This window comes from Pseudokineococcus lusitanus (genome assembly GCF_003751265.1).
In the GTDB taxonomy this organism is placed as follows: domain Bacteria; phylum Actinomycetota; class Actinomycetes; order Actinomycetales; family Quadrisphaeraceae; genus Pseudokineococcus; species Pseudokineococcus lusitanus.
Map to the genome: position 1 here is coordinate 231,299 of NZ_RJKN01000004.1, position 25,499 is coordinate 256,797.

The following is a 25,499-nucleotide window of genomic DNA, read 5'->3' on the forward strand; positions in this document are numbered from 1 at the left end:
CGACGCCCGGTCCCGCTGGTCGCGGGGCCGGGCGTCGTCGTCGGTGGTGGACGGGTCAGCGGGTGACGACCGCCCGCGCCTTGGTGAGGACGCCGACGCCCGCGCAGGTGGCGGTGAGGTCGAGGCGGACCGTCGCCGGGCCGTCGTCGCCGGCCTCGGTCAGCGCGCCGACGACGGCCACGACCTCGACCTCCGTGCCCTCCTCGGGCACGACGACCGGCTTGGTGAAGCGGACGCCGTAGGAGGCGATGCGCCCCGGGTCGCCGCCGGCCCACTCCTGCACGAGGCGGCCGGCGAGGGCCATGGTGAACATGCCGTGGGCGATGACGCCCGGCAGCCCCACGCCCACGGCGGTGCTCTCGCTCCAGTGGATGGGGTTGAAGTCCCCGCTCGCCCCGGCGTAGCGGACGAGGTCCGCGCGGTGCACCGGGTAGGTGCGCCGGGCGACCTCCTGGCCGACGGCGAGTTGCTCCTGCGGGTCGGCGCTCATGCCTGCCCCTCCGTGGTCGGCGCGGGCGTCGGCTCGGGGGCGCGGACGACGAGGAGCGAGGTGGCGGTGCACACCGGCTCCCCCGCCTCGTCGGCGATCTCGCTGCGCGTCGTCACCATCGCGTTGCCCGCCGCGACGCGGACGCCGTCGACGTGCAGCGTCGTGAGGAGGCGGTCGCCGACGCGGACGGGCCGGTGGTGGACGAAGGACTGCTCGCCGTGGACGACGCGGGTGAAGTCGACGCCCGCGGCGGGGTCGGCGAGGAAGCGGGCGTCGCTGCGCTGGGCGAGGACGACGGCGAAGGTCGGGGGCGCGGCCGGCGCGGGGTGCCCGAGGGCCCGGGCGGCGGCGGCGTCCACGTGCACGGCGGGGACGTCGACGGCGGCCAGCGGGCCGCCCGTCGTCGTCGCGGCGCCGGCCCCGGCGACGGCCGCGGCGAAGTCGCGCACCTTCTCGGCGCTCACCTCGTAGACGCCGTCGGGCGGGTAGACCCGCCCCACGAAGGACTGGTCGACGGCCACGGGCTCTCCTGGGGGTCGGGGACGGGGACGGCGCCGCCCGTGGGCGACGCCGCCCGGATGATGCCGCAGACGACGACGGCGGGGCCGCCCGGGTGGGCGGCCCCGCCGTCGAAGGACTGCTGGGGTGGTGCGGCGAGCGCCGGGCGCGGCCGGGGGCGACGTCGTCGACGGCTCCCGGCCGGGGCTCAGCGGGTCTCGCGGTGGGCGGTGTGGTTGCCGCAGCGCGGGCAGAACTTCGCCAGCTCGATGCGGTCCGGGTCGTTCCGCCGGTTCTTCTTGGTGATGTAGTTCCGCTCCTTGCACACGGTGCAGGCCATCGTGATCTTGGGGCGGACGTCAGCGGACTTGCTGGCCACGGCTGGTGCTCCTCGTCGGTCGTGTCGTGTCGGGTGCAGCACCCGCACGACGGCGGATGTTCCAGCCGGTGCGGGCCGGGGGGCCGGTGACGGCCCCGGTGGTGGACGCAGACCCGGGGCGAGGCCCAGGGCGTGCACCCGGCGTAGCGAGGGCGGGGATCGAACCCGCGACACAACGATTATGAGCCGTTTGCTCTACCACTGAGCTACCTCGCCGTGCGCCCTCCCGGCACCGATCGGTGCACCGGCGCCGGGAGGGCAGCAGGGCCCCAGTAGGGAATCGAACCCTAGACCTTCTCCTTACCATGGAGACGCTCTGCCGACTGAGCTACTGGGGCAGCACCCGCCAGGCGGGCACGACGAGGAAGCGTACACGGACGCGGGCGTCCGGCCGAACGCTCCCCCGGACGGCCGGGGCCCGGCCGTCGCCAGGCCCCCGGACGCAGCGGAGGGCGCCCCGTCCGGGGCGCCCTCCGCGGGACGTGGCAGGTGCAGGATTCGAACCTGCGAAGGCTGTGCCGGCTGATTTACAGTCAGCTCCCATTGGCCGCTCGGGCAACCTGCCGCGCTGCGCCGCCGCGCCGCCCCGGGGGACGACGCCGTCGGCGCGGGGACGAGAGTAGCAAGCCCCGGGCCCGGAGGCCGCACCCACGACCCGGGCGGCCCGGGCGGGCGTCGGTGCCCCCCGGCGCGGTAGGAAGCAGGGACCACCCACCAGCAACCGAGGGAGTGACGTGGCCGCGGACTCGTCGTTCGACGTCGTCAGCAAGGTCGACCGCCAGGAGGTCGACAACGCGCTCAACCAGGCCGCCAAGGAGGTCGCGCAGCGCTACGACTTCAAGGGCACCGACGCGGAGCTCCGCTGGAGCGGCGAGCGCATCGCCATCGCCGCGAACAGCGAGGAGCGGGTGGGCGCGGTGCTCGACGTCCTCCAGACCAAGCTGATCCGCCGGGGGGTGTCGCTCAAGGTGCTCGACCTCGGCGACGTGCGGCAGTCCGGCAAGGAGTACCGGCAGGAGGCGGGCCTCAAGGAGGGCCTGTCCACCGAGGACGCCAAGAAGATCGCCAAGATCGTCCGCGACGAGGGCCCCAAGGGCGTCAAGACGCAGATCACCGGCGACGAGCTCCGCGTCAGCGCCAAGAGCCGCGACGACCTCCAGGGCGTCATCGCCCTCCTCAAGGGCGCCGACCTCGACGTGGCGCTCCAGTTCGTCAACTACCGCTGACGTCGTGGTGACGAGCGCGGCGGCCCCGACGCTGCCGGGGGCGGCCGGCCCCGGCGCCGTCCACCGGACCGGCACCCACGAGCGGCAGCTCCTCGAGCTGCACCGGCCCGCGGTGCCCGCCACGGACGGCGTCGCCGTGCTCGTCCACGGCGGCTTCTGGCGGCCGGGCGCCGAGGACGGCTCGGAGACCTACGACCGGCGGCTCGGCGACGCCGTCGCGGCCGACCTGCTGGGCCGCGGTGTCGCCGTCGTGCTGCCGGACTACCGCGCGGTCGGCGACGGCGGCGGGTGGCCGTGGACCGCCGTGGACGCGGCCGCGGCCCTCGACCTCCTCGTCGACGTCCTGCCCCCGGCGGGGCTCGACCCCGCGCAGTGCGTCCTCGTCGGCCACTCCGCCGGCGGTCACCTCGCCACGTGGGCGGCGTCGCGGCACCGCCTCCCTAGCGGCGCGCCCGGGGCGGGCCCGCGGCTGGCGCCGCTCGCCGTCGTGAGCCAGGCCGGCGTCCTCGACCTCGTGGCCGCCGCGGACGCCGACCTCGGCCGCGGAGCCGCCGCCGCGCTGCTCGGCGGGTCGCCCGCCGACGTCCCCGACCGGTACGCCCTCTCCTCCCCCGCCGCCCTCGTCCCGGCGTCGTGCCCGGTCCTGTGCCTCGCCGGCACCGGGGACGACGTCGTCCCGCCCGACCAGGCGGACCGCTACGCCGCCGCTGCGACGGCCGCGGGCGGCGACGTCCGCCTCGTCGTCGTCGAGGGCGAGGACCACCGCGCCCACCTCGACCCGACGACCCGCTCGTGGGCCCTCGCCCGCGACGAGGTGCTCGCCCGCCTCACCTGACCCGGCCGCCCCCTCCGACTTCGCTGCCGAAGTCGTGCCCCCGGCACCTCACCGACCCACTTCGCTGCCGAAGTCGTGCCCCCGGCACCCTCCCGACCCTCTTCGCTGCCGAAGTCGAGTTGACCCGGCTCTCCCACCGACGTCGCCGCCGTCGTCGAGGACGAGCGCGCGACGTCGTCGACGCCGGCCCGCTCACGCAGCGGCCCTGGCGACGGCGGCGACGACCATCGCCACGACGCGACCCGGGTCGGCCATGTCCGCCGCCGTGACGTGGACGACGGTCCACCCGGCCGACTGCAGCTTGTTGAGCCGACGGCGGTCCTTCTCGAGCTGGTCCGGCTGGCCGTGCCACCGGCCGTCGTACTCGACGGCGACGCGGGCACCGACGACAGCGAGGTCGACGCGGGCGACGAAGCCGCCGCTACGGTCGCGCACGACGTGCTGCACGGTGACGTCCACGCCGGCCTGCACGAGCAGGACCCGGAGCCGTGACTCGGGCAAGGACTCGGCGCGCGGGTCGGTGAGCTCGAGGGCCGCCCGGACGCGAGCCACACCGCCGTCGCGGCGGCCCTGCAGCCAGCCGGCCATCGCGCCGAGGTCGAGATGACCCGCAGCGGCCAGGGCGTCCAGCCGGGCGACGGCCGTCGGGAGCGGCACGCGGGAGGCGGCGTCGAAGGCCACCCGCTCGGGGCAGGCCAGCACCGCCGTCCGCCACGCCCGCCCCGGCTCGAGGTCGCGGCGGGAGCGTCGGACCCGGACACCTCGTCGGACCGAGCGTCGGTCGCGCTCCTCGGTCACGGCCTCCACCGGGTCGTCGGGTCGTAGCCAGGCGAGACCGAGGACGGTCGCCGCCGAGGCGCCCGTCAGCTGGACGCCGGATGGCAGCACCAGGCCGGCGCCCTCGCAGACCAGGGCGTGGTCCCGCGTCACCCACGACGGCGCGTACACGCCCTGGAGGAGGCGCACGACGGACGGCCCTCGGAGGTCGTCCTTGGCCAACCACCCCTCGGCCACCGCCGTCGCGCCGAGGAAGACGCGCGGGAGGTCCTCCGCTCTCCTGGCCACCCTCCGAGCGTGCCGGGGGGGCGCAGGCGTACGGGAGCGCTGTCCACAGGCGTCGTGACAGCGGACCGCGGCGGCAGCGGCCCACGACGCTGTTGCGGCAGTCGCGGAGGTTCCTCTTCGCCCGTTCCGTCAGCAGCGAGGTCGGCGTGGCGGCGCGGCGCCCCTCGCACCGACATCGGCAGCGAAGTCGGGCGGGGGTGCGCCCCATTCCCGACATCGGCAGCGAAGTCGGGCGGGGGTGCGCCCCATTCCCGACTTCGGCAGCGAAGTCGTCGTGAGAGCGCCCCCTCCGCCGACTTCGGCAGCGGAGTCGAGAAGGGGGCGCGTCTCGGGGACGAACAGGCGCCTGTTCGCGGGTAGGGCGGTGGTGGGGCGTCAGCCGCCGTAGCCGGCCATGCGCTCGAGGCGGGCGACGCGCTGGTCCATGGGCGGGTGGGTCGAGAAGAGCGACTTGACGTCGCGGGCCCGGAACGGGTTCGCGATCATCATGTGGCTCGAGCTGACGACGTCTCGCTCGGGGGCCAGGGGGGCCGCGGCGGTGCCGCGCTCGAGCTTGCGGAGCGCGCTCGCGAGGGCGAGGGGGTCGCCGGTGAGGCGGGCGCCGTCCTCGTCGGCGTCGTACTCGCGGGTGCGGCTGATGCCCATCTGGATGAGGCCGGCGGCGAGCGGGCCGAGGAAGAGCAGGAGCATCCCGGCGAGGGGGTTGCCGCCGCCGTTCTCGCGGTTCCCGCCGCCGAAGATCAGGGCCGCGTAGCCGAGGAAGGTGATGACGCTCGCCATGGCGGCCGCCAGGGACGACGTGAGGATGTCGCGGTTGTAGACGTGCATGAGCTCGTGGCCGAGGACGCCGCGGAGCTCGCGCTCGTCGAGGATCTCGAGGATGCCCTGCGTGCAGCAGACGGCCGAGTTCTGCGGGTTGCGGCCCGTGGCGAAGGCGTTGGGCGCGCGCGTCGGCGAGACGTAGAGACGGGGCATCGGCTGGCCGGCGGCGACCGACAGCTCGCGGACGATGCGGTGCATCGCCGGCTGCTCGGCCTCGGTGACCGGACGGGCGCGCATGGCGCGCAGGGCGATCGAGTCGCTCTTCCAGTACGAGAAGCCGTTGACCGCGAGCGCGATGACGAGGCCGATCGTCAGCGCGCCGAGGCTCTGCCCGAAGACGAGCCACGACGCGAAGAGGATGAGGCCGCCGAAGGCGCCGAAGAGGACGGCGGTCTTGACGCCGTTGAAGTGCTGGTGGCCCATGCGGAGCGGGCACCCTTCCGGGGTAGGAGCGGCCGCCCGGCGGGTGCCGGACGACGGGGACGCCACGGGCGTCCGTGTCACGGGATGAACGCCGTCCGGGGCGGCCGCGTTCCCCGCCTACCATGGAGGGACCCGGCTCCCGGGCCGCGCGGCACGAGCCCGAGCGGGACGGTCGAGTAGCCGGGATGGTCCCCGAGCCCCGAGGTGTTGCCGCTCCCATGCGTCTCGAGTCCCCCACGCCCGACGCCCCCGAGGCGGACGCCCCGCCGGAGGCCCCCGCCCGCACCGGCGACGGCAAGCCCGTCGAGCGCGTCCACCAGGTCGTCATCCGCTTCGCGGGGGACTCCGGCGACGGCATGCAGCTGACCGGCGACCGCTTCACGGCGGAGACGGCGACCCTGGGCAACGCGCTCGCGACGCTGCCCAACTTCCCCGCGGAGATCCGCGCCCCCCAGGGCACGCTCCCCGGCGTCTCGAGCTTCCAGCTCCACTTCGCCGACCACGTCGTCCTCACCCCGGGCGACGCCCCCGACGTGCTCGTGGCGATGAACCCGGCCGCCCTGCGCGCCAACATCGCGGACCTTCCGCGCGGCGGCGTGATCATCGCCGACGCCGACGAGTTCACCCGCCGCAGCCTGCAGAAGGTCGGCTACACGGCCAGCCCGCTCGAGGACGGCAGCCTCGAGAGCTACCAGGTGCACTCCCTGCCCCTGACCTCGATGACCGTCGAGGCGCTCAAGGACTCCGGCCTGTCCCGAAAGGACGCCGAGCGCGCGAAGAACATGTTCGCCCTCGGGATGCTGTCGTGGCTCTACGACCGCCCGACCCAGGCGACCGAGAAGTTCATCCAGACGAAGTTCGCCAAGAAGCCCGCCGTGCGCGACGCCAACCTCACGGCCTTCCGCGCCGGGTGGGCCTTCGGCGAGACGACCGAGGGCTTCGCCGTCCGCTACGAGGTGGCGCCCGCGGAGCACCCCGCCGGCACGTACCGCAACATCACCGGCAGCACGGCGCTGGCCTACGGCCTCGCCGCCGGTGCGCACAAGGCGGGCCTGCCGCTCGTGCTCGGCTCGTACCCGATCACCCCGGCCAGCGACATCCTCCACGCGCTCTCGGCCATGAAGCACCTCGGCGTGACGACGCTCCAGGCGGAGGACGAGATCGCCGGCGTCGGCATCGCCCTCGGCGCGTCCTTCGGCGGCTCGCTCGGCGTCACGACGACGTCCGGCCCGGGCCTGGCGCTCAAGGCCGAGACCATCGGCCTGGCCGTCATGCTCGAGCTGCCGCTCGTCGTCGTCGACGTCCAGCGCGGCGGCCCCTCCACGGGCCTGCCGACGAAGACGGAGCAGGCCGACCTGCTCCAGGCGATGTACGGCCGCAACGGCGAGTCGCCGCTGCCCGTCGTCGCGGCCAGCTCGCCGACCGACTGCTTCACCGCCGCGGTCGAGGCCGTGCGGATCGCCGTCACCTACCGGACGCCCGTGATCCTCCTGTCCGACGGCTACCTCGCCAACGGCTCCGAGCCTTGGGCGCTGCCCTCGGTGGCGGACCTCCCGGGCATCGACCCCGCCTTCGCCACCGGCCCCAACGGCGCGGGCGACGACGGCACGCCCGCCTTCCGCCCGTACCTGCGGGACCCCGAGACGCTCGCCCGCCCCTGGGCCGTCCCGGGCACCCCGGGCCTCGAGCACCGGATCGGCGGTCTCGAGAAGGCCGACGTCACCGGCGAGATCTCCTACGAGCCGGAGAACCACGAGCGCATGACCGGCCTGCGCCAGGCCAAGGTCGACGGCGTCGCGGTCCCGCCGCTCGAGGTCGACGACCCCGTCGCCCCCGACGGCAGCCGCGCGCGGGTGCTCGTCCTCGGGTGGGGCTCGACCTTCGGGCCGATCGCGGCCGCCGTGCGCGACGCCCGCGCCGAGGGCCTCCAGGTGGCCCGCACGCACCTGCGCCACCTCAACCCCTTCCCGCCCGGCCTCGGCGACCTGCTGCGGTCCTACGACCGCGTCGTCCTGCCGGAGATGAACGGCGGCCAGCTGGCCCTGCTGCTGCGCGGCCGCTACCTCGTCGACGTCCAGAGCCACGCGCGCGTCCGCGGGCGCCCGTTCACGGCCGGCGAGCTGCTCGACGTCGTCCGCGACGCCGTGCGCGACCTCACCGAGCCCGCGACGCAGGTCGCGGCGCCCGCCACCGACACCGGCTTCGAGAGCCCCCAGGAGGCCCGGCGATGACCACCGCTCCCCCCACCCCCGTCTCCCTCGGCCTGCCCGCCGTCCGCAGCGGCACGGAGGACGTCCCCCGCCTGCCCGAGGGCGTCACGCTGAAGAAGAAGGACTTCACGGCGGCCAACGAGGTGCGCTGGTGCCCCGGCTGCGGCGACTACGCCGTCCTCGCCGCGGTGCAGGGCTTCCTGCCCGAGCTCGGCCTCCGCAAGGAGAACATCGTCTGCATCTCGGGGATCGGGTGCTCCTCCCGCTTCCCGTACTACCTCGACACCTACGGCCTGCACTCGATCCACGGCCGCGCGCCGGCGATCGCCACGGGCCTCGCGACGTCGCGCCCCGACCTGTCGGTGTGGGTCGTCACGGGCGACGGCGACGCGCTGTCCATCGGCGGCAACCACCTGATCCACGCGATGCGGCGGAACGTCAACATGACGATCCTGCTCTTCAACAACCGCATCTACGGCCTGACGAAGGGCCAGTACTCGCCGACGTCCGAGGTCGGCAAGGTGACGAAGTCGACGCCGTCCGGCTCGGTGGACGCGCCCTTCAACCCGGTGTCGCTCGCCCTGGGCGCCGAGGCGACCTTCGTGGCCCGCACGCTCGACTCCGACCGCAAGCACCTCACGTCGGTGCTCCGCGCGGCCGCCGAGCACCGCGGGACCTCGCTCGTCGAGATCTACCAGAACTGCCCGATCTTCAACGACGGCGCCTTCGACGTCCTCAAGGACGCCGAGGAGTCCCGCGCCCGGCTCGTGCACCTCGTCGACGGCGAGCAGGTCCGCTACGGGCGCGAGGACGACCGCCGCGTCGTCGTCCGCACCGCCGGCGGGGGCGTCGAGGCGGTCCCCGAGGCCGAGGCCGCGGGCCGAGACGTCGTCGTCCACGACGCCGGGGCCGAGGACCCGACGCAGGCCTTCGCGCTGAGCCGGCTCGACGGCCCGTCGATGGCGCACGTGCCCGTGGGCGTCTTCCGCGCCGTGCAGCGGCCCACGTACGACGACCTCGTCCGCGAGCAGGTCACCAGCGCCCGCGAGGCCGCCGGCGGCCCCGCGACGGACGCCGACCTCGACGCCCTCATCGCGGGCGGCGACACCTGGGTCGTCCGCTGAGCGCGCCCGGCCCGACCGCCCCGGCGGTCGCGGCCGGGGACGACGACCGCGACGTGCGCCGCGGCACCCTCATGGGTGTCGCGGCGTACACGCTGTGGGGGTCGTTCCCGCTCTACTTCTCGGCCCTCGCGCCCGCCGGGGCTCTCGAGGTGCTCGTGCACCGCGTGCTGTGGGCGCTGCTGCTCTGCCTCGTCGTCCTCGTGGCCCTGCGCGGGCTCGGCGACCTGCGGCGGCTGCTCTCCGACCGCTCCCGCCTGGGGTGGCTCGCGCTCGCGTCGGTGACCATCGCCGTCAACTGGGGCGTCTACATCTACGGCGTCCAGCAGGGCATGGTCGTCGAGGCGTCGCTGGGCTACTTCGCCAACCCCGTCGTCACGGTGCTGCTCGGCGTCCTGCTCCTCGGGGAGCGGCTGCGCCCGGCGCAGTGGGCCGCCGTCGGCCTCGGGGCCCTGGCGGTGCTCGTCGTCAGCGTCGACGAGGGCCGGCTGCCGTGGATCGCCCTCACCCTCGCCGTGAGCTTCGGCCTCTACGGGCTCGCGAAGAACCGCGTGGGGCGCGGCACGACGGCGCTCGTCTCCCTCACGGGCGAGACGCTCGTCCTCGCGCTGCCCGCCCTGGCGGCGCTCGTCGTCCTCGAGGCGGCCGGTCGGGGCACCTTCACGACCGACGGTCCCGTCCACACCGCGCTGCTCGTCAGCGCCGGGCTCGTGACGATGGCCCCGCTGCTCCTCTTCGGCGCCGCCGCCCGCCGCGTCCCGCTCTCGACCATCGGTCTCCTGCAGTACCTCACGCCAGTGCTGCAGCTGCTGCTGGGCGTCCTCGTGCTGGGCGAGACCGTCGCGCCGACCCGCTGGGTCGGCTTCGGCCTCATCTGGCTGGCGCTCGTCCTGCTCACCGTCGACACGCTGCGCAGCGCCCGCCGGCAGGCGCTCGTCCGCGCCGCCGAGGCGTCCGCCAAGGGCTGAGCCCGGCGGCCTCCGGGCTGCTCGGACGGCACGAGGCCGGCACCGCGGGTGCGGTGCCGGCCTCGTCCGCCGTGCGGGTCAGCGCTGCGTGCGCCGGCGCAGGAGCGCCGCCCCGGCCGCGAGGCCCAGGAGCAGGACACCGCCGCCCGCGACGAGCGCGGTGGTGGACGTCCCCGTGTCCTCCACGCCCGTGTTGGAGCGCAGGCCCTCGTTCTGGCGGGGCTTCTCGGCCGGCGGCGCGGGCGCCGGCGCCGGGGCGGTCGTCGGCTCCGCGGACGGCGCCGGGGCGGGCTCGGCGGCCGCCTCGACGACGCCGAGCGGCAGGTCCACCTGCACGAGCAGCTGCGGCTCGACCACGCCGTCCCCGTCGCGCGGCTGCAGCGTGAGGAGCGCCACGTAGTCCTCGGGGACGGTCTCCGGCGACAGGGTGACGGTGGCGCGCAGCCCGTCCGCGTCCACGGCGACCGCGGGCGCCGGCGCGACGAGCTCGCCGAGGCCCGTGACGCTGACGAGCAACGGGTCGAGCGACGTGACGCCGAGCCCGGCGAGCACGTCGGCGTCCGTGACGTCGAGCTCGATGCTGCTGCCCGTCTCGACCCGGTAGCCGACGAAGGCGGACGCCGTCGTCACGAGGACCGGCGCGAGCTCGAGGGCGTCCCCGCCCGCCGACGACCCGAGGTCGAGGTAGTAGAAGAGGTCCTGCTCGAGGCCGCCGCCCTCCACGGGCACGGAGAGGATCGCGTCGCCCACGAGCTCCGCCGGGAGGTCCTCCGCGGCGGGGAGCGTCACGACGAGCGAGCCGTCCTCGACGGCGGCCGTCAGCGGCCCGCCGTCCGAGGCCTCGAACGCGTACTGCTCGCCGACGGGCTCCTGGTCCTCGGTCCCGCCCTCGAGCGTCGTCGCGCCGGCGTCCGGCACCTCGACCCCCGGCGGCAGCGAGATGGTGACCTCACCGCCCGGGGCGACCGGCACCGCGTTGAAGAAGTCCGTCGCCGAGCTCTTCGACGGGTCGAAGTCCGGCAGCGTCTCCACCGGCACGAGGAAGGACCCGTCGACCTCCACCTCGGCGAGGTCGACGTACGTCGGCCGCTCCTCGTCCGTCCCCGCCGCCTGCGCGGCCGTCAGCGGCAGCGCCACCAGCCCGGCCGTCGCCAGCGCCACCCCGACGCGCGCCCCGTGCCGCGCAGCCCCCGTACCCCTCGACATCTGTCCTGGTCCCCTCTCGTCCGGGCCGCCCCAGCGGCGTCCCGGCACGACGAAAACTAGGGGGGCGGAGCGGGTCCCGGAGGCCCGGAGGAGACGTCGTCGCCTGATCGTCACCTGGGAGCACGACATGAGACCTCCGCGTCACCGTGCCGAGACCACCCCTGGGCCAACCGGTCTCGGCACGGTCACGACGACCCGGCGAGGAGCACCCGTCCGGGCGGCCCGCCGTCAGCGCGTGCGGTCGGCGATGGCGGCGGCGAAGGCCGCCAGCGCGTCCCTCACCTCGCCGTCGGGCAGCGCGCCCAGGGCCTCGACGGCCTCCTCGGCGCACGCCCGCGCGTGCCGGCGGGCCTCGTCCGTGGACGGGAGCGCCCGCAGTGCGGCGACGGCCCGGGCCAGCTCGTCGTCGCCGTCGAGGGGACCGTCGACGAGCGCCAGCGCGGCGGCCGCGTCGGCGTCGCCCGCCGCGGCCGCCCGGCGCGCCAGCAGCACCGGGAGGGTGGGCACGCGCTCGCGCAGGTCCGTGCCGGCACGCTTGCCGCTGTCGTCGTCGTCGAGGTCGATGACGTCGTCGGCGAGCTGGAAGGCGACGCCGACGCGCTCGCCGTACCGGACCACCAGGTCGACGACCTCGTCGTCGCAGCCGCCGAACATGGCGCCGAAGCGGGCGGCGGTGGCGATGAGCGAGCCGGTCTTGTCCGCCAGCACCTGGAGGTAGTGGCCGACCGGCTCCTCGCCGTCCTCCGGGCCCACCGTCTCGTGGAGCTGCCCGAGGCAGAGCCGCTCGAAGGTCTGGGCCTGGATCTCCACGGCCCGGGGACCGAGGGCCGCGACGAGGCGGGACGCCCGGGCGAAGAGCAGGTCGCCCGTGAGGATGGCGACGTTGTTGCCCCAGACCTGCTGCGCCGCAGGCGCTCCGCGCCGCAGGGGCGCCGAGTCCATGACGTCGTCGTGGTAGAGCGTGGCCAGGTGCGTCAGCTCGACGACGACGGCGGCCTGGACGACCTCCGGCACGGCGCCGTGGCCGAGCTCGGCGGCCAGCAGGGCGAGCTGCGGCCGGACCCGCTTGCCGCCGGCCTCGACGAGGTGACGGGAGGTGCTGTCGGCGAGCCGGTCCGACTGCGAGACCGCGCTGCGGAGCTGCGCCTCGACGGCCACCATGTGCGCGGTGACCCGTTCCGCCAGGGGGCCCACGCCGACGAGCAGCCCCCCGGGCGTGCCGGCACCGAGGGGGGTGCGCGAGCCGGGCGGGCGCAGGGGCGGGGTCACGCCGTCCAGTGTCCCGGACGCGACCGGCTCCCGCCGACCACCCACCGCAGTGCCCCCGACCGCCACGACGAGCCCCTCAGACGGCCGGCGCGAGCCGGCTCATCCCGTTGACGACGCGGTCGAGCACGTCGCCGCCGCGCGGCTCGGTGAGGTTGGCGAGCAGCTTGACGACGAAGCGCATGACGAGCGGGCGCGGCAGCCCGTGCCGGGTCGCGGCCTCCATGACGGCCGGGTGGCCGATGAGCCTGACGAAGATCCCGCCGAGGCGGAAGTAGCCGCCCCAGGCGTCCCGGACGAGGCCGGGGTAGGCGTCGAGGGCGCGCAGGCGGCCGGCGACGTCGGGGCGCCCCAACGCCTGCACCACGACCTCGGCGGCCAGGCGCGCCGACTCCATGGCGTAGGCGATGCCCTCGCCGTTGAAGGGGTTGACCATGCCGCCGGCGTCGCCGAGCAGGAGCATCCCGTGGTGGTGGTGCGGCGTCCGGTTGAAGCCCATGGGCAGCGCCGCCCCGCGGACCGGCCCCTCGCGGTGCTCGTCGTCGAACTGCCACTCGGGCGGCAGCGTCGACGTCCACCGCTTGAGCAGGTCGCGGTAGTCCACCTTCCCGTAGGCCGCGGAGGACGACAGGACGCCGAGGCCGACGTTGCTCGTGCCGTCGCCGACGCCGAACACCCAGCCGTAGCCCGGCAGCAGCCGCGAGCGGCCGGGCTCGCCGTCCCAGAGCTCGAGCCAGCTCTCCATCCAGTCGTCGTCGTGCCGCGGCGAGCGGAAGTACGTGCGGACCGCGACGCCCATGGGGCGGTCCTCGCGCCGCTGCAGGCCGACGGACAGCGCCAGGCGGGCGCTCACGCCGTCGGCCGCGACGACGACGCGGGCGCGGTGCTCGACGTCCCCGCCGGCGCGACGGCCGCGCTCGTCGACGGGGTGGGCCCGCACGCCGACGACCCGGCCGGTCGCCTCGTCGACGACGGCGCCGACGACGGACGTCCGCTCGTGCACGACGGCGCCGGCGGCGCGGGCGTGGTCGACGAGCACCTGGTCCATGCCGAGGCGGGGGCGCACGAGGCCGTAGCCGGGGAAGGCGGCGAGGTCCGGCCACGGCACCTCGACGCGCATGCCGCCGCCGATGATGCGCAGGCCCTTGTTGCGGACCCACCCCTCCTCGGGGGACAGGTCGAGGCCGAGGGCCAGCAGCTCGCGCACCGCGCGGGGGGTGAGGCCGTCGCCGCAGACCTTCTCGCGGGGGAAGGACGTCTTCTCGAGCACCGTCACGGCGACGCCGGCGGCGGCGAGGTGGCGGGCCGCCGTCGCCCCCGCCGGGCCCGCGCCGACGACGAGGACGTCGGCCTCCGCCGGGGGCGTCGGGCTGGGGGTGCTCACGGGGGTCAAGCCTACGAGCGGCGCCCCGGCCGCGCCGCGCGGGTCCGGCCCGCCGGCGGGCGTCCCCCGGACGCACGAGGACCCCACCACCCGGACGGGTGGTGGGGTCCTCGGGGAGCCCTGGGGCCCGGGGCCGGTCAGCCCTTGAAGGCGTCCTTCACGTGCTCGCCACGCTGCTTGGCGTCCGCGGCGACCTGGTCCTTCTGGCCCTCGGCGCGGAGGCTGTCGTCGTCCTTCGCGTCGCCCAGGGCCTCCTTGGCCTTGCCGGCGATGTCCTGGGCGGCGTTCTTGATCTTGTCGGTGGCGCTCACGGTGAACCTCCTGGTCTGCGGCTCTGACGGCGACGAGCCAAGCACCGGTCGTGCGCCCCCGCACGTCGGGAGCGGCTCCGGGCGGTAGCTCCCGGCGACCTCTCAGGCGGGGCGGACGGCCCGGTGCAGGGCGACGACGCCGCCCGTGAGGTCGCGCCACGCGACCTCGCCCCACCCGGCGGCCCGGACGCGGGCCGCGAGCGCCGCCTGGTCGGGCCACGCGGCGATGGACTCGGCGAGGTAGACGTAGGCGTCCGGGGAGGAGCTCGTGCGGCGGGCCACCGCGGGCAGCGCCCGCAGGAGGTACTCGCCGTAGACGGTGCGGAACGGGCGCCACGTCGGCGTCGAGAACTCGCAGACGACGAGCCGCCCGCCGGGGCGCACCACCCGCAGCAGCTCGCGCAGGCCCGCGTCGGGGTCGACGACGTTGCGCAGGCCGAAGGAGATCGTCGCGGCGTCGAACGCGCCGTCGGCGAAGGGCAGCCGCAGGGCGTCGCCCGCCACGAAGGGCAGGTCCCGGCGCCGGGCCCCGGCGCGCAGCATCCCCAGCGAGAAGTCGCAGGCGACGACGCCCGCGCCGGCGTCGGCGAAGGGCTCGCTGCTCGTGCCCGTGCCCGCGGCGAGGTCGAGCACCCGCTCCCCCGGCCGCGCGTCGACGGCGCGCACCACGGCGCGGCGCCAGCGGCGGTCCTGGCCGAGGGACAGCACGTCGTTGGTGACGTCGTAGCGGCGGGCGACGGCGTCGAACATCGCCGCCACCTGCGAGGGCTGCTTGTGGAGGTCGGCGCGGGTCACGGGGGCGGATCCTGCCAGCCGCCCGCCGTCCCGCCCGCGGCGACCGCGGCCGCGTCGGCGTCGAGGACCGCGCCGACGGCCTCCCGCCCGCGGGCGTGCAGCTCGCGCAGCCGCGAGCGGTCCGCGGGCACGACGACGACCGACAGCCCCGGCTCCGGCGCCCGCAGCACGGCCCGCAGCTCGGCGGTCCCGTGCACGCGGGTCGCGGGCAGCCCGAGGCCGCGCGCGAGCGCCACGAGGTCCACGCCCGTCGGCGTCCCGAAGAGGCGCTCGACGTCCCCGGCGCGGCCGGGCACCGCCCGGGCGAGGCCGCCGTGCTCGAGGAGGTCGAAGATGCCGCCGCCGTCGTCGTCGAGGACGACGACCTGCAGCTGCGGCGGGACCGACCACGCCGTCGTGCGGCCGCGCTCGCCGGGCGGGACGGCGAGCCCCGCGAGGTCGTGGAGGGCGGCGAGGTCGCCGACGAGCACCCGGCCGGGCCGCCCCGTCGCGAGGACGGCGCCCACGGCCCCCGAGAGGGTGCCGTCGATGCCCGCGAGCCCGCGGCCGGACAGGACGAGCCGGACGTCGTCGGGCACCCGCAGCGGCGGCGGGGACGGCGTGCGCTGGGCGTCGAGGGCCGGCTCCTCGACCGGGTCGCCGGCGAGGTCGGCGTCGCGGACGGCCGTGGAGGCGGCGAGCACGAGGAGGTCGCCCGGCGCGGTGGCCGCCACGACCTCGCGCGCCGTCGACGGACCGACGGCCCCGGGGCCGTCGGCGGCCTCCTCGGCGGCCAGCACCTCCGCCAGGGCCCCCGCCGCGAGTGCCCCGGCCCGGCGCCAGGCGGCGAGCCAGGCGTCGGGCGCGAGGGCCCGGTCGGCGTGCCAGCGCCCCGCCGTCCCGGTCGCGAGGACGTCCTCGGGCACCGCGGTGCCGACGACCCGGCGCAGACCGGGGCGGGGTGCGGGACCGGGCTCGTCGGGGTGGTCGACGAGCTGGACCACCTCGACCGCCGGGTCGGCGAGGAGCCGCGCGACGGGGCGCGACAGCGTCGGGCGGCCGACGACGACGGCCCGTTCCACCCGCCCGCCCAGCTCGGGGCGGTCGAGGAGCAGGCGGTAGGGCCCGACGGCGCAGGGCCCGGAACGGGCGCCGGAGGACGGCTCGGCGAGCAGCGGCCACCCCCCGGCCTCGGCGAGCCAGCGCGCCGTCCACCCCGTGCGGGCGGGCGCGTCGCCCGCGACGACGACGGTGCGGGGGCCGAGCGGCAGCGCGTGCACCTCCCCGCCGCGCGGGGGCGGCGCGAGCCGGCGGGGCACCGGGCCCGGGACGGCGCGGACGGCGGCGGGGTCCTCGTCGGCGTCGGGCACGAGGGGGTCGCCGAGGGCGAGGTCGAGGTGCACGGGCCCGGGCCGCTGCGCCGCCTCCCCGGGGGCGGCGCGGAGCGGGAGGAGGCCGCGCGCGACGTCGACGGCGTCGGCGGCCTCGGCGGCCCAGCGCGCCGCGGCCGCGTCCTCCTCGCCGGCCGGCGGCACCGGCAGGTCGACGGCGCGGCGCACCGCGGCACCGAGGAGCCCCGCCTGCAGGGCCGTCGTCTGGTTGGCCCACGTGCCCCGCATCGCGTGCGGGCGGTCGGCCGTCAGCAGGAGCAGCGGGACCCCCGCCGTCGACGCCTCGAGGACGGCCGGCACGAGGTTGGCAACGGCCGTCCCCGACGTCGTCACGACGGCCGCGGGGACGCCGGTGGCGCGCCCGGCCCCCAGCGCCGTGAAGGCCGCGGCGCGCTCGTCGGTGCGCACGTGGACGGCGAGGGAGCCGGCCCGCTCCGCGTCGGCGAGCGCGTAGGCCAGCGGCGCCGAGCGCGAGCCGGGGCAGACGACGACGTGGCGGACGCCGCGGGCCACGAGCCCCGCGACGAGGGCGAGCGCGCAGGCGCGCGCCGGCGGGAGGGCGGGCGTCGCGGGGGCGGGCGGGGCGGGCACGACGCCCATCCTCCGCCAGCGGCCCGCCGCGGGCCGCGCCGGACGCCTGCGGGGCCGTCGGCCCGGCGGTGGCAGCATCGCGGCCGTGCGACGAGCGGGCGGCGGGCAGGGACGGCTGCGCCGCGCCGTCCGGGTCGTGCGGTCGGTGCCCTGGTGGCGGTGGCTGGTCGTGGCCCTGCTCGCCGCGGCGGGCGGCACCGCGCTCGAGCTGCTCGGCGTCCCCGCGGGCGTGCTCTTCGCCGGGCTGCTCGTCGGCATCGGCGTGGCGCTGTCCGGGCTGCCGGGGCCCTCGCCGCGGGGCCCGCACCGCGTGCCGCGGCCGCTCGACCTCGCCGCGCAGGCGACCCTCGGCGTCGTCATCGGCAGCCTCGTCCAGCCGCGGACGCTCACCGAGGTGGCCGCCTCGTGGCTGCCCGTGCTCCTCGTCGTCGCCGCGACGCTGGGCGTCAGCGTGGCCGCGGGCGTCGCCCTGGGCCGCCGCCGCGACGTCGGGCCCGTCACGGGCTCGCTGGCCCTCACGGCGGGCGGCGCGTCGGGGCTCGTGTCGATGGCCGGCGAGCTGGGCGCCGACCAGCGGCTCGTCGCCGTCGTCCAGTACCTCCGCGTCCTCCTCGTCACGGCGACCCTGCCCGTCGTCCTCCTCGTCACGGGGGCGGGCGGCGACGGCGCCGCCCGTGCGGCCGCCCCGCTCGACGACCCGGCGCCGTGGTGGGTGGGGCTGCTCCTCGTCGTCGTCGTGGGGACCGCCGGCTCGGTGCTGGGCCGGCTGGCGCGGCTGCCCGCCGGAGCGCTGCTCGGGCCGCTCGTGCTGGCCGCGGTCGTGGGGGCCGCCGGCCTGTCGCGCGGCGCCGAGGTGCCCGTGGCGCTCGTCGACGTCGCGTACGCCGTCATCGGCCTCCAGGCCGGGCTGTCCGCGACGCGGGAGTCGCTGCGCGTCCTCCGGCGAGCCCTGCCGGCGGCCCTGCTGCTCACCGTCGCCGTCCTCGTCGCGTGCGCGGGGCTCGGCGTCGCCCTGTCGGCCGCGACCGGCGTCTCGCTGCTGGACGGCTACCTCGCGACGACGCCGGGAGGCCTGTGGGCCGTGCTGGCCGCGTCGCTGTCCGTCGGCTCCGACGTCACCTTCGTCCTCGCCGTGCAGGTCATGCGGCTCCTCGTCGTCCTGCTCACCGCGCCCCTGCTGAGCCGGCTCCTCCGCCGGTACGCGACGCGGTCGCCAGCCGGCGCCACGCCCGGCCCAGCCGCTCCCGCCAGGCCGCGGCGACGTCCGCGCGGGCGGCGACGGCGTCGAGGCGCGCCGGGCTGAGGTCGGCCGTCGCGGCCGTGGCGGCCGCGACGTCGAGGGCCCCGTCGACGACGACGAGCGGCCCGGCCACGTCCGCCGCCAGGAGGCTGCCGGTCGCCAGGCCGCACGCGTGGGCCAGGTCCGGCAGGGCCGCGGCGGCGCGGACCCCGGCGGCGAGGCCGACGGACGTGTCGAGGGCGCTGGAGACGACCACGGGGACGCCGTGGTCGCGGCGCAGCACCTCGGCGAGCGCCAGCAGCCCCCGGGCCCCGCCCAGCGGCGGGACCTTGAGGACGGCGACGTCCGCCGCCCCGGCACGCACGACGGCGAGCGGGTCGGCCGCCCGGCGGATGCTCTCGTCCGCGGCGACGGGCACGTCGAGGCCGGCCGCGGCCAGCCGCGCCCGCAGGTCGACGAGACCGGCGACGTCGGCGCACGGCTGCTCGGCGTACTCCAGCGGCCCCTGCGCGGCGAGGGCCGCGAGGACGCGGGCGGCCCGCTCCGGCGACCAGCCGCCGTTCGCGTCGACGCGGACCCGGCCGCCCGGGCCGAGGGCCGACCGCACGGCGGCCACCCTGTCGACGTCCTCGGCGTCCGCGCGGGCCGGCTCGACGCCGGGCTCGGCCACCTTGACCTTCGCGGTGCGCGCCCCGGGCACGCGGGCGACGACGTCCGCCACCTCCCCGGGCGCGAGCGCCGGCACGGTCGCGTTGACCGGGACGGCGGCCCGCACGGGGGCCGGCGGCCCGACCCACGCCGCCTCGAGCGCGGCGAGGAGCCACCAGGCCGCCTCGTCGTCGTCGTACTCGGCGAAGGGCGCCCACTCCGCCCAGCCGGCCGGCCCCCGCAGGAGGACGGCCTCCCGGGCCAGCAGGCCGCGGAAGCGGGTCCGCAGCGGGACGACGACGACGCGCGCCTCCCCCAGGACGTCGTCCTGCGCGGGCAGCGGCACGTCGGTACCGGGCGGGGGCCACACGGCGGACGCGCGGCCGCCCGTCCAGGCGGTCCACGCCGAGGCGCCCGTCGGGGCCGTCGGGGAGGTCACGACGGCTCAGCCGCGGCCGGGCCCGCCGTCGCCGTCGGCGGCCGCGCCGCGGGTGACGCCCGAGCGCAGGTCGCCGCTGCCGGCGCGGCCGGCCGGGTCGCCGCCGGGCCCCTCCGGCTCCTCCTCGACGGCCTCGACGCCGATGCGGTCGGCCCGGCGGCCGTCGAGGCGCAGGACGGTGAAGCGGTGGCCGAGGTCCTCGACGACGTCGCCCTCGCCCGGCAGCCGGCCGAGCCGGTCCATGACGAAGCCGGCGAGGGTCTCGAACGAGCCCTCGGGGAGCTGGACGCCGGTCTGGTCGAGCACCTCGTCGCGGTGCAGGAGGCCGGACAGCTCGACGTGGCCCACGACCTCGGGGGCCTCGACGTCGCGGCGGTCGTGCTCGTCCTCGATGTCGCCGACGAGCTCCTCCACGAGGTCCTCGAGCGTGACGATGCCGTCGGTGCCGCCGTACTCGTCGACGACGACGGCGATGTGGCGGCGGGTGCGGCGCATCTCCGACAGCGCCGGCAGGACCGCCTGGTTCCCGGTGACCAGGCTCACCGGGCGCATGACGTCCTGGAGGCGGCCGGTCGACCTCTCGGGGTGGCGCAGCGCGGTGAGGACGTCGCGGACGTGGACGAAGCCGATGACGTCGTCGACGCCCTCCCCCGTCACCGGGTAGCGGGAGTGCGGGCGGTGCTCGATCTCCTGCGCCGCCTCCTCGAGGGTCTTGGCGCCGTCGAGGAACTCGACCTCGGTGCGCGGCACCATCACCTCGGCGACCCGGCGGTCCGCGGCGGCGAAGACGTCGTCGAGCAGGCGGCGCTCGTCGTCGTCGAGGTCCTCGTGCGAGGAGACCATCTCCCGCAGCTCCTCCTCGCTGACCTCGTCGCGCTCGTCGTCGGGGTTCATGCCGAGGAGACGGACGACGAGGTTGGTGGACTTCCCGAGCAACCAGATGACCGGCGTCGCGAGCACGGCGATCTTCTCCAGCGCCGGGGCGACGAGGCGCGAGACGGCGTCGGGCCTCTGCAGCGCGATGCGCTTGGGCACGAGCTCGCCGAGGACGAGCGACACGTACGAGACGAGCGCCGTGATGACGACGAGGGAGACGGTCGTCGCGACGCCCTCCGGGACGCCCCAGCCGACGAGGACCGGCGTCAGCCGTGCCGCGATGGTCGCGCCGCCGTACGCGGAGGCGAAGAAGCCCGCCGCCGTGACGCCGATCTGGACGGCGGACAGGAAGCGGTTGGTCGAGCCGCGGAGCCGCTCCACCGCCAGGGCGCCGCGCAGGTTCTGGCCGACCATCGCCTTGACCTGGCCGTCCCGGAGGGACACGAGGGCGAGCTCGGACATCGCGAAGACACCGCCCACGAGCACGAAGACGAGGACGAGCACGATCTCCCAGCCGAGCGACATGGTCACCATGATCCTGGGCGCGCGGGCGCTCCGCGCACCGGCGCCCCCCGGAGGGGCCACGAGGGGGCGGTGGCGCACCCAGCGGAGGGGCGAGGACGGCGTGGCAGGGTCGGCCCGTGGCAGCGCGCGCGGACGTCTCCGAGACCTTCGACCCGACGGCCTGGGCGGAGGTGCCGGGCTTCTCCGACCTCGTCGACGTGACGTACCACCGGTGCGTGCGCCCCGGCCCCGAGCGCGGCACCGTGCGCGTCGCGTTCGACCGCCCCGAGGTCCGCAACGCCTTCCGCCCGGGGACCGTCGACGAGCTGCTCCGCGTCCTCGACCACGCCCGCCGCTCCGCCGACGTCGGCTGCGTCCTGCTCACCGGCAACGGCCCCAGCCCCCGCGACGGCGGCTGGGCCTTCTGCTCCGGCGGCGACCAGCGGGTGCGGGGCCGGTCGGGCTACCAGTACGCCGACGGCGCGGACCCCTCGACCGCCGCGGGCCTCGCCGAGCGCGGCCGCCTCCACGTCCTCGAGGTGCAGCGGCTCGTGCGGGCGATGCCCAAGGTCGTCGTCGCCGTCGTCCCCGGCTGGGCTGCCGGCGGGGGCCACAGCCTCCACGTCGTCTGCGACCTCACCGTCGCGAGCCGCGAGCACGCCCGCTTCAAGCAGACCGACGCCGACGTCGGCAGCTTCGACGCCGGCTACGGCTCTGCGTACCTGGCGCAGATGGTGGGGCAGAAGAACGCCCGGGAGATCTTCTTCCTCGGCCGCACGTACGACGCCGAGACGATGCAGCGGATGGGCGCCGTCAACGTCGTCGCCGACCACGCCCACCTCGAGGAGGAGGCGCTGGTCGTCGCCGCCGAGGTCAACGGCAAGTCCCCGACGGCGCAGCGCATGCTCAAGTACGCGATGAACCTGCCCGACGACGGGCTCGTCGGGCAGCAGCTCTTCGCCGGCGAGGCCACGCGCCTGGCCTACGGCACCGACGAGGCCGTCGAGGGGCGCGACGCCTTCCTCGAGAAGCGGGACCCGGACTGGTCGCCCTACCCCTGGCACTACTGAGCCGCGCGGGCTGTGCGCCACGGACCGCGGTGCACCACGTCCCGGGGCACGACCTCGAGGTCGGTGCGTCGATCTGACGGTGGACCGTCGGGTCGGCGCACCGACCTCGGCGTCAGGCTGCTGTCAGTCGTTGCCGAAGCAGGGGACCAGCGCCCCGGCGTCCGCCGCGGTGAGGTACGCCTCGATGGCGTCCGGCAGTGTCGGGTGCTCCCCGCCGAAGGGACCCTCCACGCTCGCACGGAAGCCCGCCATCACCCGCATCGCGTCGTCCCGAGAGCCCGCCCACGCGCGGACGTGCATCCAGGTCGCGAGCCAGTCGGCGGCGCCGGGCAAGACCTCCGGCTCGGGCTCGTCAGCCATAGGGGGTGGGACCAGGCGGACGACGCGCGCCATGCCGTTCTCCTCGCTCGCTCAGGTGTGTGACGACGGTCGGCAGAGGACGCGCCGCACCACCTCACGGCGGCGGCACCGGCCAGACGTCGCCCAGGGGGAGGGACAGGCCCGGGAGGACTTCGCCGCCGTCGAGGACGTCGTCGCCGCGCAGCACCCGAACGACGGCGCCGTCGTGGACGACGACGGTGCGCGCCTGCGGGTCGACGACCCACACGAGCCGGACGCCGGCATCCACCCACGCGAGCGCCTTCTGGGTGACCTCGCTGGACCGGTCGCCGGGGCTGACGACCTCGGCGACGAGGTCCGGGACGACGGGCGAGAAGCCGGCGACGTCCAGCCCGGCCACCCGCTCCGCGGCGACGAAGGCGACGTCGGGCGCCCGCACCGTGTCCGGCCGCTCGGCGAGGAGGAACCCCGTCTCGGCCGCCAGCACCTCGCCGGCGCTGGTCGCCTCGGCGTGGGCGCCGATGCGCAGGAGCAGTCGAGCCGCCGTCCGCCCGTTGCGCGCGCCCGCTGGTGTCATCGCGGTCAGGACCCCCTCGACGCGCTCGACGCGCTGCCCGTCGACCGATCTCGCCAGGAGGTCGTCGGCGGTGACGAGCGCCACCTCGCGCACGGACGTTGCGGTCATGACCCGACGGTAGACCTGCAGCCCGCGGGCCGGGGGTGCCCGAGGACTCTCAGACCACCGGGAGGACGGTGAGCACCTCGTCGCCGTAGTCGTTGATCGCCTTGACGGCGATACGCCCCGTAGAGGGCACCGCGAAGGGCCGCGAACGGGTGCTGTGCAACGACTCCCACGCGGCCTCGTCGACGTCGGCCTTCAGCGCTCGCTTGAGCCGTGCGTACGGGTCGCCCGCGCCGCAGAAGTAGGCGTGCCGGACGAAGAACGACTCACCGTCGTAGTCGGTGTCGACCATCCACAGCGCGATGGAGTCCGGCTCGTCGGACCGCACCTCCCCCGTGGTCGGGTTGTAGACGTCGACGCCGCGGATCTCGACGACGACCTGGTCGGCGTCCCGCTCGACGACGATGTCGGGCTCCCCGAAGACCGTGAAGAGGTTGCCTGCCCCCGTCTTCTTGAGCAGCTCGTCGCCCATCGCGAGGTCGGTGTTCATCCGCACCAGGAGGATGGGCAGCCGGCCGAGGCGCCGCTCGGCCGCGACGGTGGCGAAGTCGCTGCCCTCGCTGGGCCGGAACTCGTCGACCGTCCCCAGCGTGCCGGCGTCGAAGGAGAAGCCGAGGACGAGCAGGAGGTCGTGCCCGGCCCCCTGCAGCGCCTCGCGCGCCGCCTGCTTGACGAGGTCGGGGCTCACGGTGCCGTACTCGGGCCCGAGGGCGACGGCGATGCGCTGCGGCGTCTCGTCCTCGGCGTCCCGGCGCGTGCCCACGGCCTGGACGGCCACGCCGGGGTGCGGCTCGAGGCTGTCGAAGACCAGCCGCTCGTCCCGGCGTCCGTTCTGGACACCGGCGGTCCGCAGGTTGTCGAGGACCGTCCGCTCGTACGTCGGCCGGTCGTCGACGACGTCGGCCCCCGCGTCGGGCGACTCCTCCGACGCCGGCTTCTCGTCCATCTCGGTGTCGAAGGAGACCGACCGGTGCGGGGAGAGCGACTCGACGGTGAAGCGCCCGGCCACCCGGACCCGCTTCAGGTCGGTGTACGGCCGGTCGTAGAGCGTCTCGCTCTCGGCGTGCCGGGCGATGGCCGCGTCGATCTCCGCCCGCGACATGCCCTCGCGGATGTCCGGGTTGTTGGCGATCGACTTCAGCGTGACGTGCGGGACGCGCTCGTAGACGAAGCCCTGACGCAGGTCACCGGTGGACGGCGTCGCGGGCACCCGCTCGCCGGTGAGCTCGGCCTCCTTGGCCCGACCCGCGGGCGAGTCGGCGAGGAGGTAGTACGGGTACTGAGCGCTCATGATCCGCTGCCGGGCAAGTGCCAGCGCGACACGCGAGGTGTCGATAGTGATCCACCTGCGACCCCAGTGCTCGGCTACCACCGCCGTCGTTCCAGAACCACACGTGGGGTCAAGCACTAGATCACCAGGATCGGTGAACATAAGCAAGCAGCGCTGGACCACCTTCTGCCCTGTCTGAACCACGTAAACCTGAGGTTCCGTGAAACTACCAGTCCCCGTGTCAAGCCAGACATTATCCAAAGGGGTGGTTGGGTTGTCTGATGCCAAAAGGACGCTCGCCAGTGACTTTCCGGACACTTTGATTCGCCCCACCCTTGCCAACACGTCCATGGCGCCGCCGGGCGACGGGTCATACTTCCAGTGATTGTTACCAGGCACCGAGAACGACCGACCGGCGAACTCGTAGGGGCTACTGCGCGCCGTTTGGAGATCCTGTGAGAGCAGGGGCCCGAGCCGACCGATTTGCCAGCCCGTAGGGAGAGGGTCGCGACCTGTCATCTCATCAGGAGTCATACGTCGATGGTGAGAGAGATCAGGTGAGAAAATCTGCGTGTAGTTCTTCGCGCCCCTCTCACCCGGTCGCTTCGCAGCCAACAAGCGCCGCATCTTATGAACCGATGGCGACTTGGCGAATATGAGCAAGTAGTCTACAACAGAGGGCATTCCAGTGGCGTTCTGGCTACTTGTCTTATTGAAAACGATGCTACCCAGGTACCCATCGGCACCGAAGACTTCTTCCGCCACCAGACGGACCGTGTGCGCATTGCGCTCACCGATCTGCACCACCAGCGTGCCACTATCCGTAAGCAGTTCCCTCGCGACAGCGAAGCGATCACGCAGGTAGTTCAGGTAGGAGTGGATACCGTGCTCCCACGTGTCGCGGAAGGCCTTGATCTGTTCGACTTGCCTACTCACATCCGAGAGACGGTCCCGCACCTCCCGACTGCCCGCACGAGTCTGCCAATTGGACGAAAATTCGATGCCCTACGGCGGGTCCATGTAGACGCACTGGACTTGTCCGCGCAGGTCTTCGCGCTCGGCGAGGGAGGCCATGACCTCAAGTGCGTCCCCGAGGATCATGCGGTTCGACCAGTTGGCCTCATGCCGGTAGTACTCGACGGCCTCGAAGCCCTCAAGCCCGTCGAAGTCGTCGAAGTCGTCGAAAAGCGAGGCCGCTTCCTCGGCCGCCGGTGCCGTCGAGGCGCGCCGCAGGTCTTCCACGAGGGCCCGGGGGTCGACCTTCTCCTGGATGTAGAGCGGTGGAGCCTGCACCTCGAGGCGGTCGTCCTGCGCGTCCTTGCCGCGCCACACGAGCTGAGGATCCAGCGCGACGTCGCGCTCGACGCCGAGGACGCGCGGTGCCTGCACGGACTCGTCGACGAAGTCGCGACCGTCCGCGGTGGGGATGTTCGACCGCTTGGCGGCGTGGTCGAAAGACTCGATGGGCACG

At 75.6% G+C, this 25,499-nt stretch carries 23 protein-coding genes, 3 tRNA genes and 2 pseudogenes; 7 read left to right on the forward strand and 21 right to left on the reverse strand.

Annotated elements, in window-relative coordinates; genetic code table 11:
* Nucleotides 1-55: 55 nt before the first annotated feature.
* From EDC03_RS09220 to EDC03_RS09245, 6 genes are all read right to left on the reverse strand, one after another.
* The gene (locus EDC03_RS09220; protein WP_123379932.1) at nucleotides 56-490 is read right to left on the reverse strand and encodes a MaoC/PaaZ C-terminal domain-containing protein; all 435 of its coding nucleotides are present in this window, start codon (nucleotides 488-490) and stop codon (nucleotides 56-58) included.
* Complete coding sequence (locus EDC03_RS09225; RefSeq protein ID WP_123379933.1) at nucleotides 487-1,011, reverse strand: FAS1-like dehydratase domain-containing protein; 525 nt, start codon at nucleotides 1,009-1,011, stop codon at nucleotides 487-489. Before EDC03_RS09225 ends, EDC03_RS09220 begins: the two co-directional genes overlap by 4 nt.
* 185 nt (nucleotides 1,012-1,196) lie before the next feature.
* On the reverse strand, nucleotides 1,197-1,328 hold the full coding sequence (gene rpmG / locus EDC03_RS09230) for a 50S ribosomal protein L33 (protein ID WP_241967135.1): 132 nt from the start codon (nucleotides 1,326-1,328) through the stop codon (nucleotides 1,197-1,199).
* Between the two features lie 183 nt (nucleotides 1,329-1,511).
* A tRNA-Met gene (locus EDC03_RS09235) sits at nucleotides 1,512-1,583 on the reverse strand.
* Between the two features lie 49 nt (nucleotides 1,584-1,632).
* Nucleotides 1,633-1,705, reverse strand: a tRNA-Thr gene (locus EDC03_RS09240).
* A 145-nt stretch (nucleotides 1,706-1,850) separates the two neighbouring features.
* Nucleotides 1,851-1,932, reverse strand: a tRNA-Tyr gene (locus tag EDC03_RS09245).
* A gap of 169 nt (nucleotides 1,933-2,101) precedes the next feature.
* Here EDC03_RS09245 and EDC03_RS09250 point away from each other — a divergent pair.
* On the forward strand, nucleotides 2,102-2,593 hold the full coding sequence (locus tag EDC03_RS09250) for a YajQ family cyclic di-GMP-binding protein (protein WP_123379935.1): 492 nt from the start codon (nucleotides 2,102-2,104) through the stop codon (nucleotides 2,591-2,593).
* Nucleotides 2,594-2,597: 4 nt separating this feature from the next.
* Nucleotides 2,598-3,428: an alpha/beta hydrolase family protein gene (locus EDC03_RS09255; RefSeq protein WP_123379936.1), complete on the forward strand. Its 831-nt coding sequence runs from the start codon at nucleotides 2,598-2,600 to the stop codon at nucleotides 3,426-3,428.
* A 192-nt stretch (nucleotides 3,429-3,620) separates the two neighbouring features.
* Here EDC03_RS09255 and EDC03_RS09260 read toward each other — a convergent pair whose 3' ends face one another.
* Nucleotides 3,621-4,493, reverse strand: coding sequence for an endonuclease domain-containing protein (locus EDC03_RS09260; protein ID WP_148058044.1), 873 nt, complete (start codon nucleotides 4,491-4,493; stop codon nucleotides 3,621-3,623).
* 375 nt (nucleotides 4,494-4,868) lie between these two features.
* On the reverse strand, nucleotides 4,869-5,738 hold the full coding sequence (htpX, locus tag EDC03_RS09265; protein WP_123379938.1) for a zinc metalloprotease HtpX: 870 nt from the start codon (nucleotides 5,736-5,738) through the stop codon (nucleotides 4,869-4,871).
* 218 nt (nucleotides 5,739-5,956) lie between these two features.
* Between htpX and EDC03_RS09270 the strand changes: the two genes are divergently transcribed.
* The 3 genes from EDC03_RS09270 to rarD are packed head-to-tail and all read left to right on the forward strand — an operon-like array spanning nucleotide 5,957 to nucleotide 10,037.
* A complete protein-coding gene (locus EDC03_RS09270) occupies nucleotides 5,957-7,969 on the forward strand; it encodes a 2-oxoacid:acceptor oxidoreductase subunit alpha (RefSeq protein WP_199720089.1) in 2,013 nt (670 codons plus the stop codon).
* Complete coding sequence (locus EDC03_RS09275) at nucleotides 7,966-9,072, forward strand: 2-oxoacid:ferredoxin oxidoreductase subunit beta (RefSeq protein ID WP_123379940.1); 1,107 nt, start codon at nucleotides 7,966-7,968, stop codon at nucleotides 9,070-9,072. The genes EDC03_RS09270 and EDC03_RS09275 overlap by 4 nt, the downstream gene beginning before the upstream one ends.
* A gap of 53 nt (nucleotides 9,073-9,125) precedes the next feature.
* Nucleotides 9,126-10,037 (forward strand): EamA family transporter RarD, encoded by a 912-nt coding sequence (rarD, locus tag EDC03_RS09280; protein WP_199720090.1) that lies wholly within the window; start codon nucleotides 9,126-9,128, stop codon nucleotides 10,035-10,037.
* Between the two features lie 78 nt (nucleotides 10,038-10,115).
* Here the strand turns inward: rarD and EDC03_RS09285 are convergent, their stop codons facing one another.
* From EDC03_RS09285 to menD, 6 genes are all read right to left on the reverse strand, one after another.
* A complete protein-coding gene (locus EDC03_RS09285; protein ID WP_148058045.1) occupies nucleotides 10,116-11,243 on the reverse strand; it encodes a hypothetical protein in 1,128 nt (375 codons plus the stop codon).
* Between the two features lie 228 nt (nucleotides 11,244-11,471).
* Entirely contained in the window at nucleotides 11,472-12,404 is a 933-nt protein-coding gene (locus tag EDC03_RS09290; RefSeq protein ID WP_123380097.1) for a polyprenyl synthetase family protein, read from the reverse strand.
* 184 nt (nucleotides 12,405-12,588) lie between these two features.
* Entirely contained in the window at nucleotides 12,589-13,893 is a 1,305-nt protein-coding gene (locus EDC03_RS09295) for a geranylgeranyl reductase family protein (RefSeq protein ID WP_199720091.1), read from the reverse strand.
* 137 nt (nucleotides 13,894-14,030) lie between these two features.
* Nucleotides 14,031-14,204, reverse strand: a complete 174-nt coding sequence (locus EDC03_RS09300) for a CsbD family protein (RefSeq protein ID WP_123379942.1) — start codon at nucleotides 14,202-14,204, stop codon at nucleotides 14,031-14,033.
* A 102-nt stretch (nucleotides 14,205-14,306) separates the two neighbouring features.
* Nucleotides 14,307-14,999: a demethylmenaquinone methyltransferase gene (locus EDC03_RS09305; RefSeq protein ID WP_123379943.1), complete on the reverse strand. Its 693-nt coding sequence runs from the start codon at nucleotides 14,997-14,999 to the stop codon at nucleotides 14,307-14,309.
* Nucleotides 14,996-16,960: a 2-succinyl-5-enolpyruvyl-6-hydroxy-3-cyclohexene-1-carboxylic-acid synthase gene (gene menD / locus EDC03_RS09310; protein WP_199720092.1), complete on the reverse strand. Its 1,965-nt coding sequence runs from the start codon at nucleotides 16,958-16,960 to the stop codon at nucleotides 14,996-14,998. The genes EDC03_RS09305 and menD overlap by 4 nt, the downstream gene beginning before the upstream one ends.
* Before the next feature lie 169 nt (nucleotides 16,961-17,129).
* Here menD and EDC03_RS18180 point away from each other — a divergent pair.
* Nucleotides 17,130-18,092: pseudogene (locus EDC03_RS18180) on the forward strand (AbrB family transcriptional regulator); the annotation flags it as partial.
* 31 nt (nucleotides 18,093-18,123) lie between these two features.
* On the opposite strand, the gene EDC03_RS09320 reads toward EDC03_RS18180, so the two are convergent.
* Complete coding sequence (locus tag EDC03_RS09320) at nucleotides 18,124-19,194, reverse strand: o-succinylbenzoate synthase (RefSeq protein WP_123380100.1); 1,071 nt, start codon at nucleotides 19,192-19,194, stop codon at nucleotides 18,124-18,126.
* Nucleotides 19,195-19,293: 99 nt separating this feature from the next.
* Nucleotides 19,294-20,688 carry a hemolysin family protein gene (locus EDC03_RS09325; protein WP_123380101.1) on the reverse strand — a complete coding sequence of 465 codons (1,395 nt, stop codon included), beginning with the start codon at nucleotides 20,686-20,688 and terminating at the stop codon, nucleotides 19,294-19,296.
* A 116-nt stretch (nucleotides 20,689-20,804) separates the two neighbouring features.
* Between EDC03_RS09325 and EDC03_RS09330 the strand changes: the two genes are divergently transcribed.
* Complete coding sequence (locus tag EDC03_RS09330) at nucleotides 20,805-21,737, forward strand: 1,4-dihydroxy-2-naphthoyl-CoA synthase (RefSeq protein WP_123379944.1); 933 nt, start codon at nucleotides 20,805-20,807, stop codon at nucleotides 21,735-21,737.
* A 123-nt stretch (nucleotides 21,738-21,860) separates the two neighbouring features.
* On the opposite strand, the gene EDC03_RS09335 is transcribed toward EDC03_RS09330, so the two are convergent.
* The 5 genes and pseudogenes from EDC03_RS09335 to EDC03_RS17865 form a co-directional block, all read right to left on the reverse strand.
* Nucleotides 21,861-22,097: a hypothetical protein gene (locus tag EDC03_RS09335; protein ID WP_148058046.1), complete on the reverse strand. Its 237-nt coding sequence runs from the start codon at nucleotides 22,095-22,097 to the stop codon at nucleotides 21,861-21,863.
* A gap of 94 nt (nucleotides 22,098-22,191) precedes the next feature.
* On the reverse strand, nucleotides 22,192-22,761 hold the full coding sequence (locus tag EDC03_RS09340) for a Uma2 family endonuclease (RefSeq protein WP_123379946.1): 570 nt from the start codon (nucleotides 22,759-22,761) through the stop codon (nucleotides 22,192-22,194).
* A gap of 49 nt (nucleotides 22,762-22,810) precedes the next feature.
* Nucleotides 22,811-24,049 carry a hypothetical protein gene (locus EDC03_RS18185; RefSeq protein WP_241967119.1) on the reverse strand — a complete coding sequence of 413 codons (1,239 nt, stop codon included), beginning with the start codon at nucleotides 24,047-24,049 and terminating at the stop codon, nucleotides 22,811-22,813.
* Nucleotides 24,050-24,073: 24 nt separating this feature from the next.
* Nucleotides 24,074-24,985: pseudogene (locus EDC03_RS18565) on the reverse strand (DNA methyltransferase); the annotation flags it as partial.
* Nucleotides 24,986-25,033: 48 nt separating this feature from the next.
* Entirely contained in the window at nucleotides 25,034-25,498 is a 465-nt protein-coding gene (locus EDC03_RS17865) for a hypothetical protein (RefSeq protein ID WP_199720095.1), read from the reverse strand.
* Between the last annotated feature and the right edge of the window lies 1 nt (nucleotide 25,499).

What these genes read in the sequence shown, in the direction of transcription:
- rpmG (WP_241967135.1), bottom strand. Translation starts at nt 1,328, where the DNA reads ATGGCCTGCACCGTGTGCAAGGAGCGGAACTACATCACCAAGAAGAAC.
- EDC03_RS09275 (WP_123379940.1), top strand. Translation starts at nt 7,966, where the DNA reads ATGACCACCGCTCCCCCCACCCCCGTCTCCCTCGGCCTGCCCGCCGTC.
- EDC03_RS09220 (WP_123379932.1), bottom strand. Translation starts at nt 490, where the DNA reads ATGAGCGCCGACCCGCAGGAGCAACTCGCCGTCGGCCAGGAGGTCGCC.
- EDC03_RS09290 (WP_123380097.1), bottom strand. Translation starts at nt 12,404, where the DNA reads ATGGTGGCCGTCGAGGCGCAGCTCCGCAGCGCGGTCTCGCAGTCGGAC.
- EDC03_RS09285 (WP_148058045.1), bottom strand. Translation starts at nt 11,243, where the DNA reads ATGTCGAGGGGTACGGGGGCTGCGCGGCACGGGGCGCGCGTCGGGGTG.
- EDC03_RS09325 (WP_123380101.1), bottom strand. Translation starts at nt 20,688, where the DNA reads ATGTCGCTCGGCTGGGAGATCGTGCTCGTCCTCGTCTTCGTGCTCGTG.
- EDC03_RS18185 (WP_241967119.1), bottom strand. Translation starts at nt 24,049, where the DNA reads ATGAGCGCTCAGTACCCGTACTACCTCCTCGCCGACTCGCCCGCGGGT.
- EDC03_RS09270 (WP_199720089.1), top strand. Translation starts at nt 5,957, where the DNA reads ATGCGTCTCGAGTCCCCCACGCCCGACGCCCCCGAGGCGGACGCCCCG.
- EDC03_RS09340 (WP_123379946.1), bottom strand. Translation starts at nt 22,761, where the DNA reads ATGACCGCAACGTCCGTGCGCGAGGTGGCGCTCGTCACCGCCGACGAC.
- EDC03_RS09335 (WP_148058046.1), bottom strand. Translation starts at nt 22,097, where the DNA reads ATGGCTGACGAGCCCGAGCCGGAGGTCTTGCCCGGCGCCGCCGACTGG.
- htpX (WP_123379938.1), bottom strand. Translation starts at nt 5,738, where the DNA reads ATGGGCCACCAGCACTTCAACGGCGTCAAGACCGCCGTCCTCTTCGGC.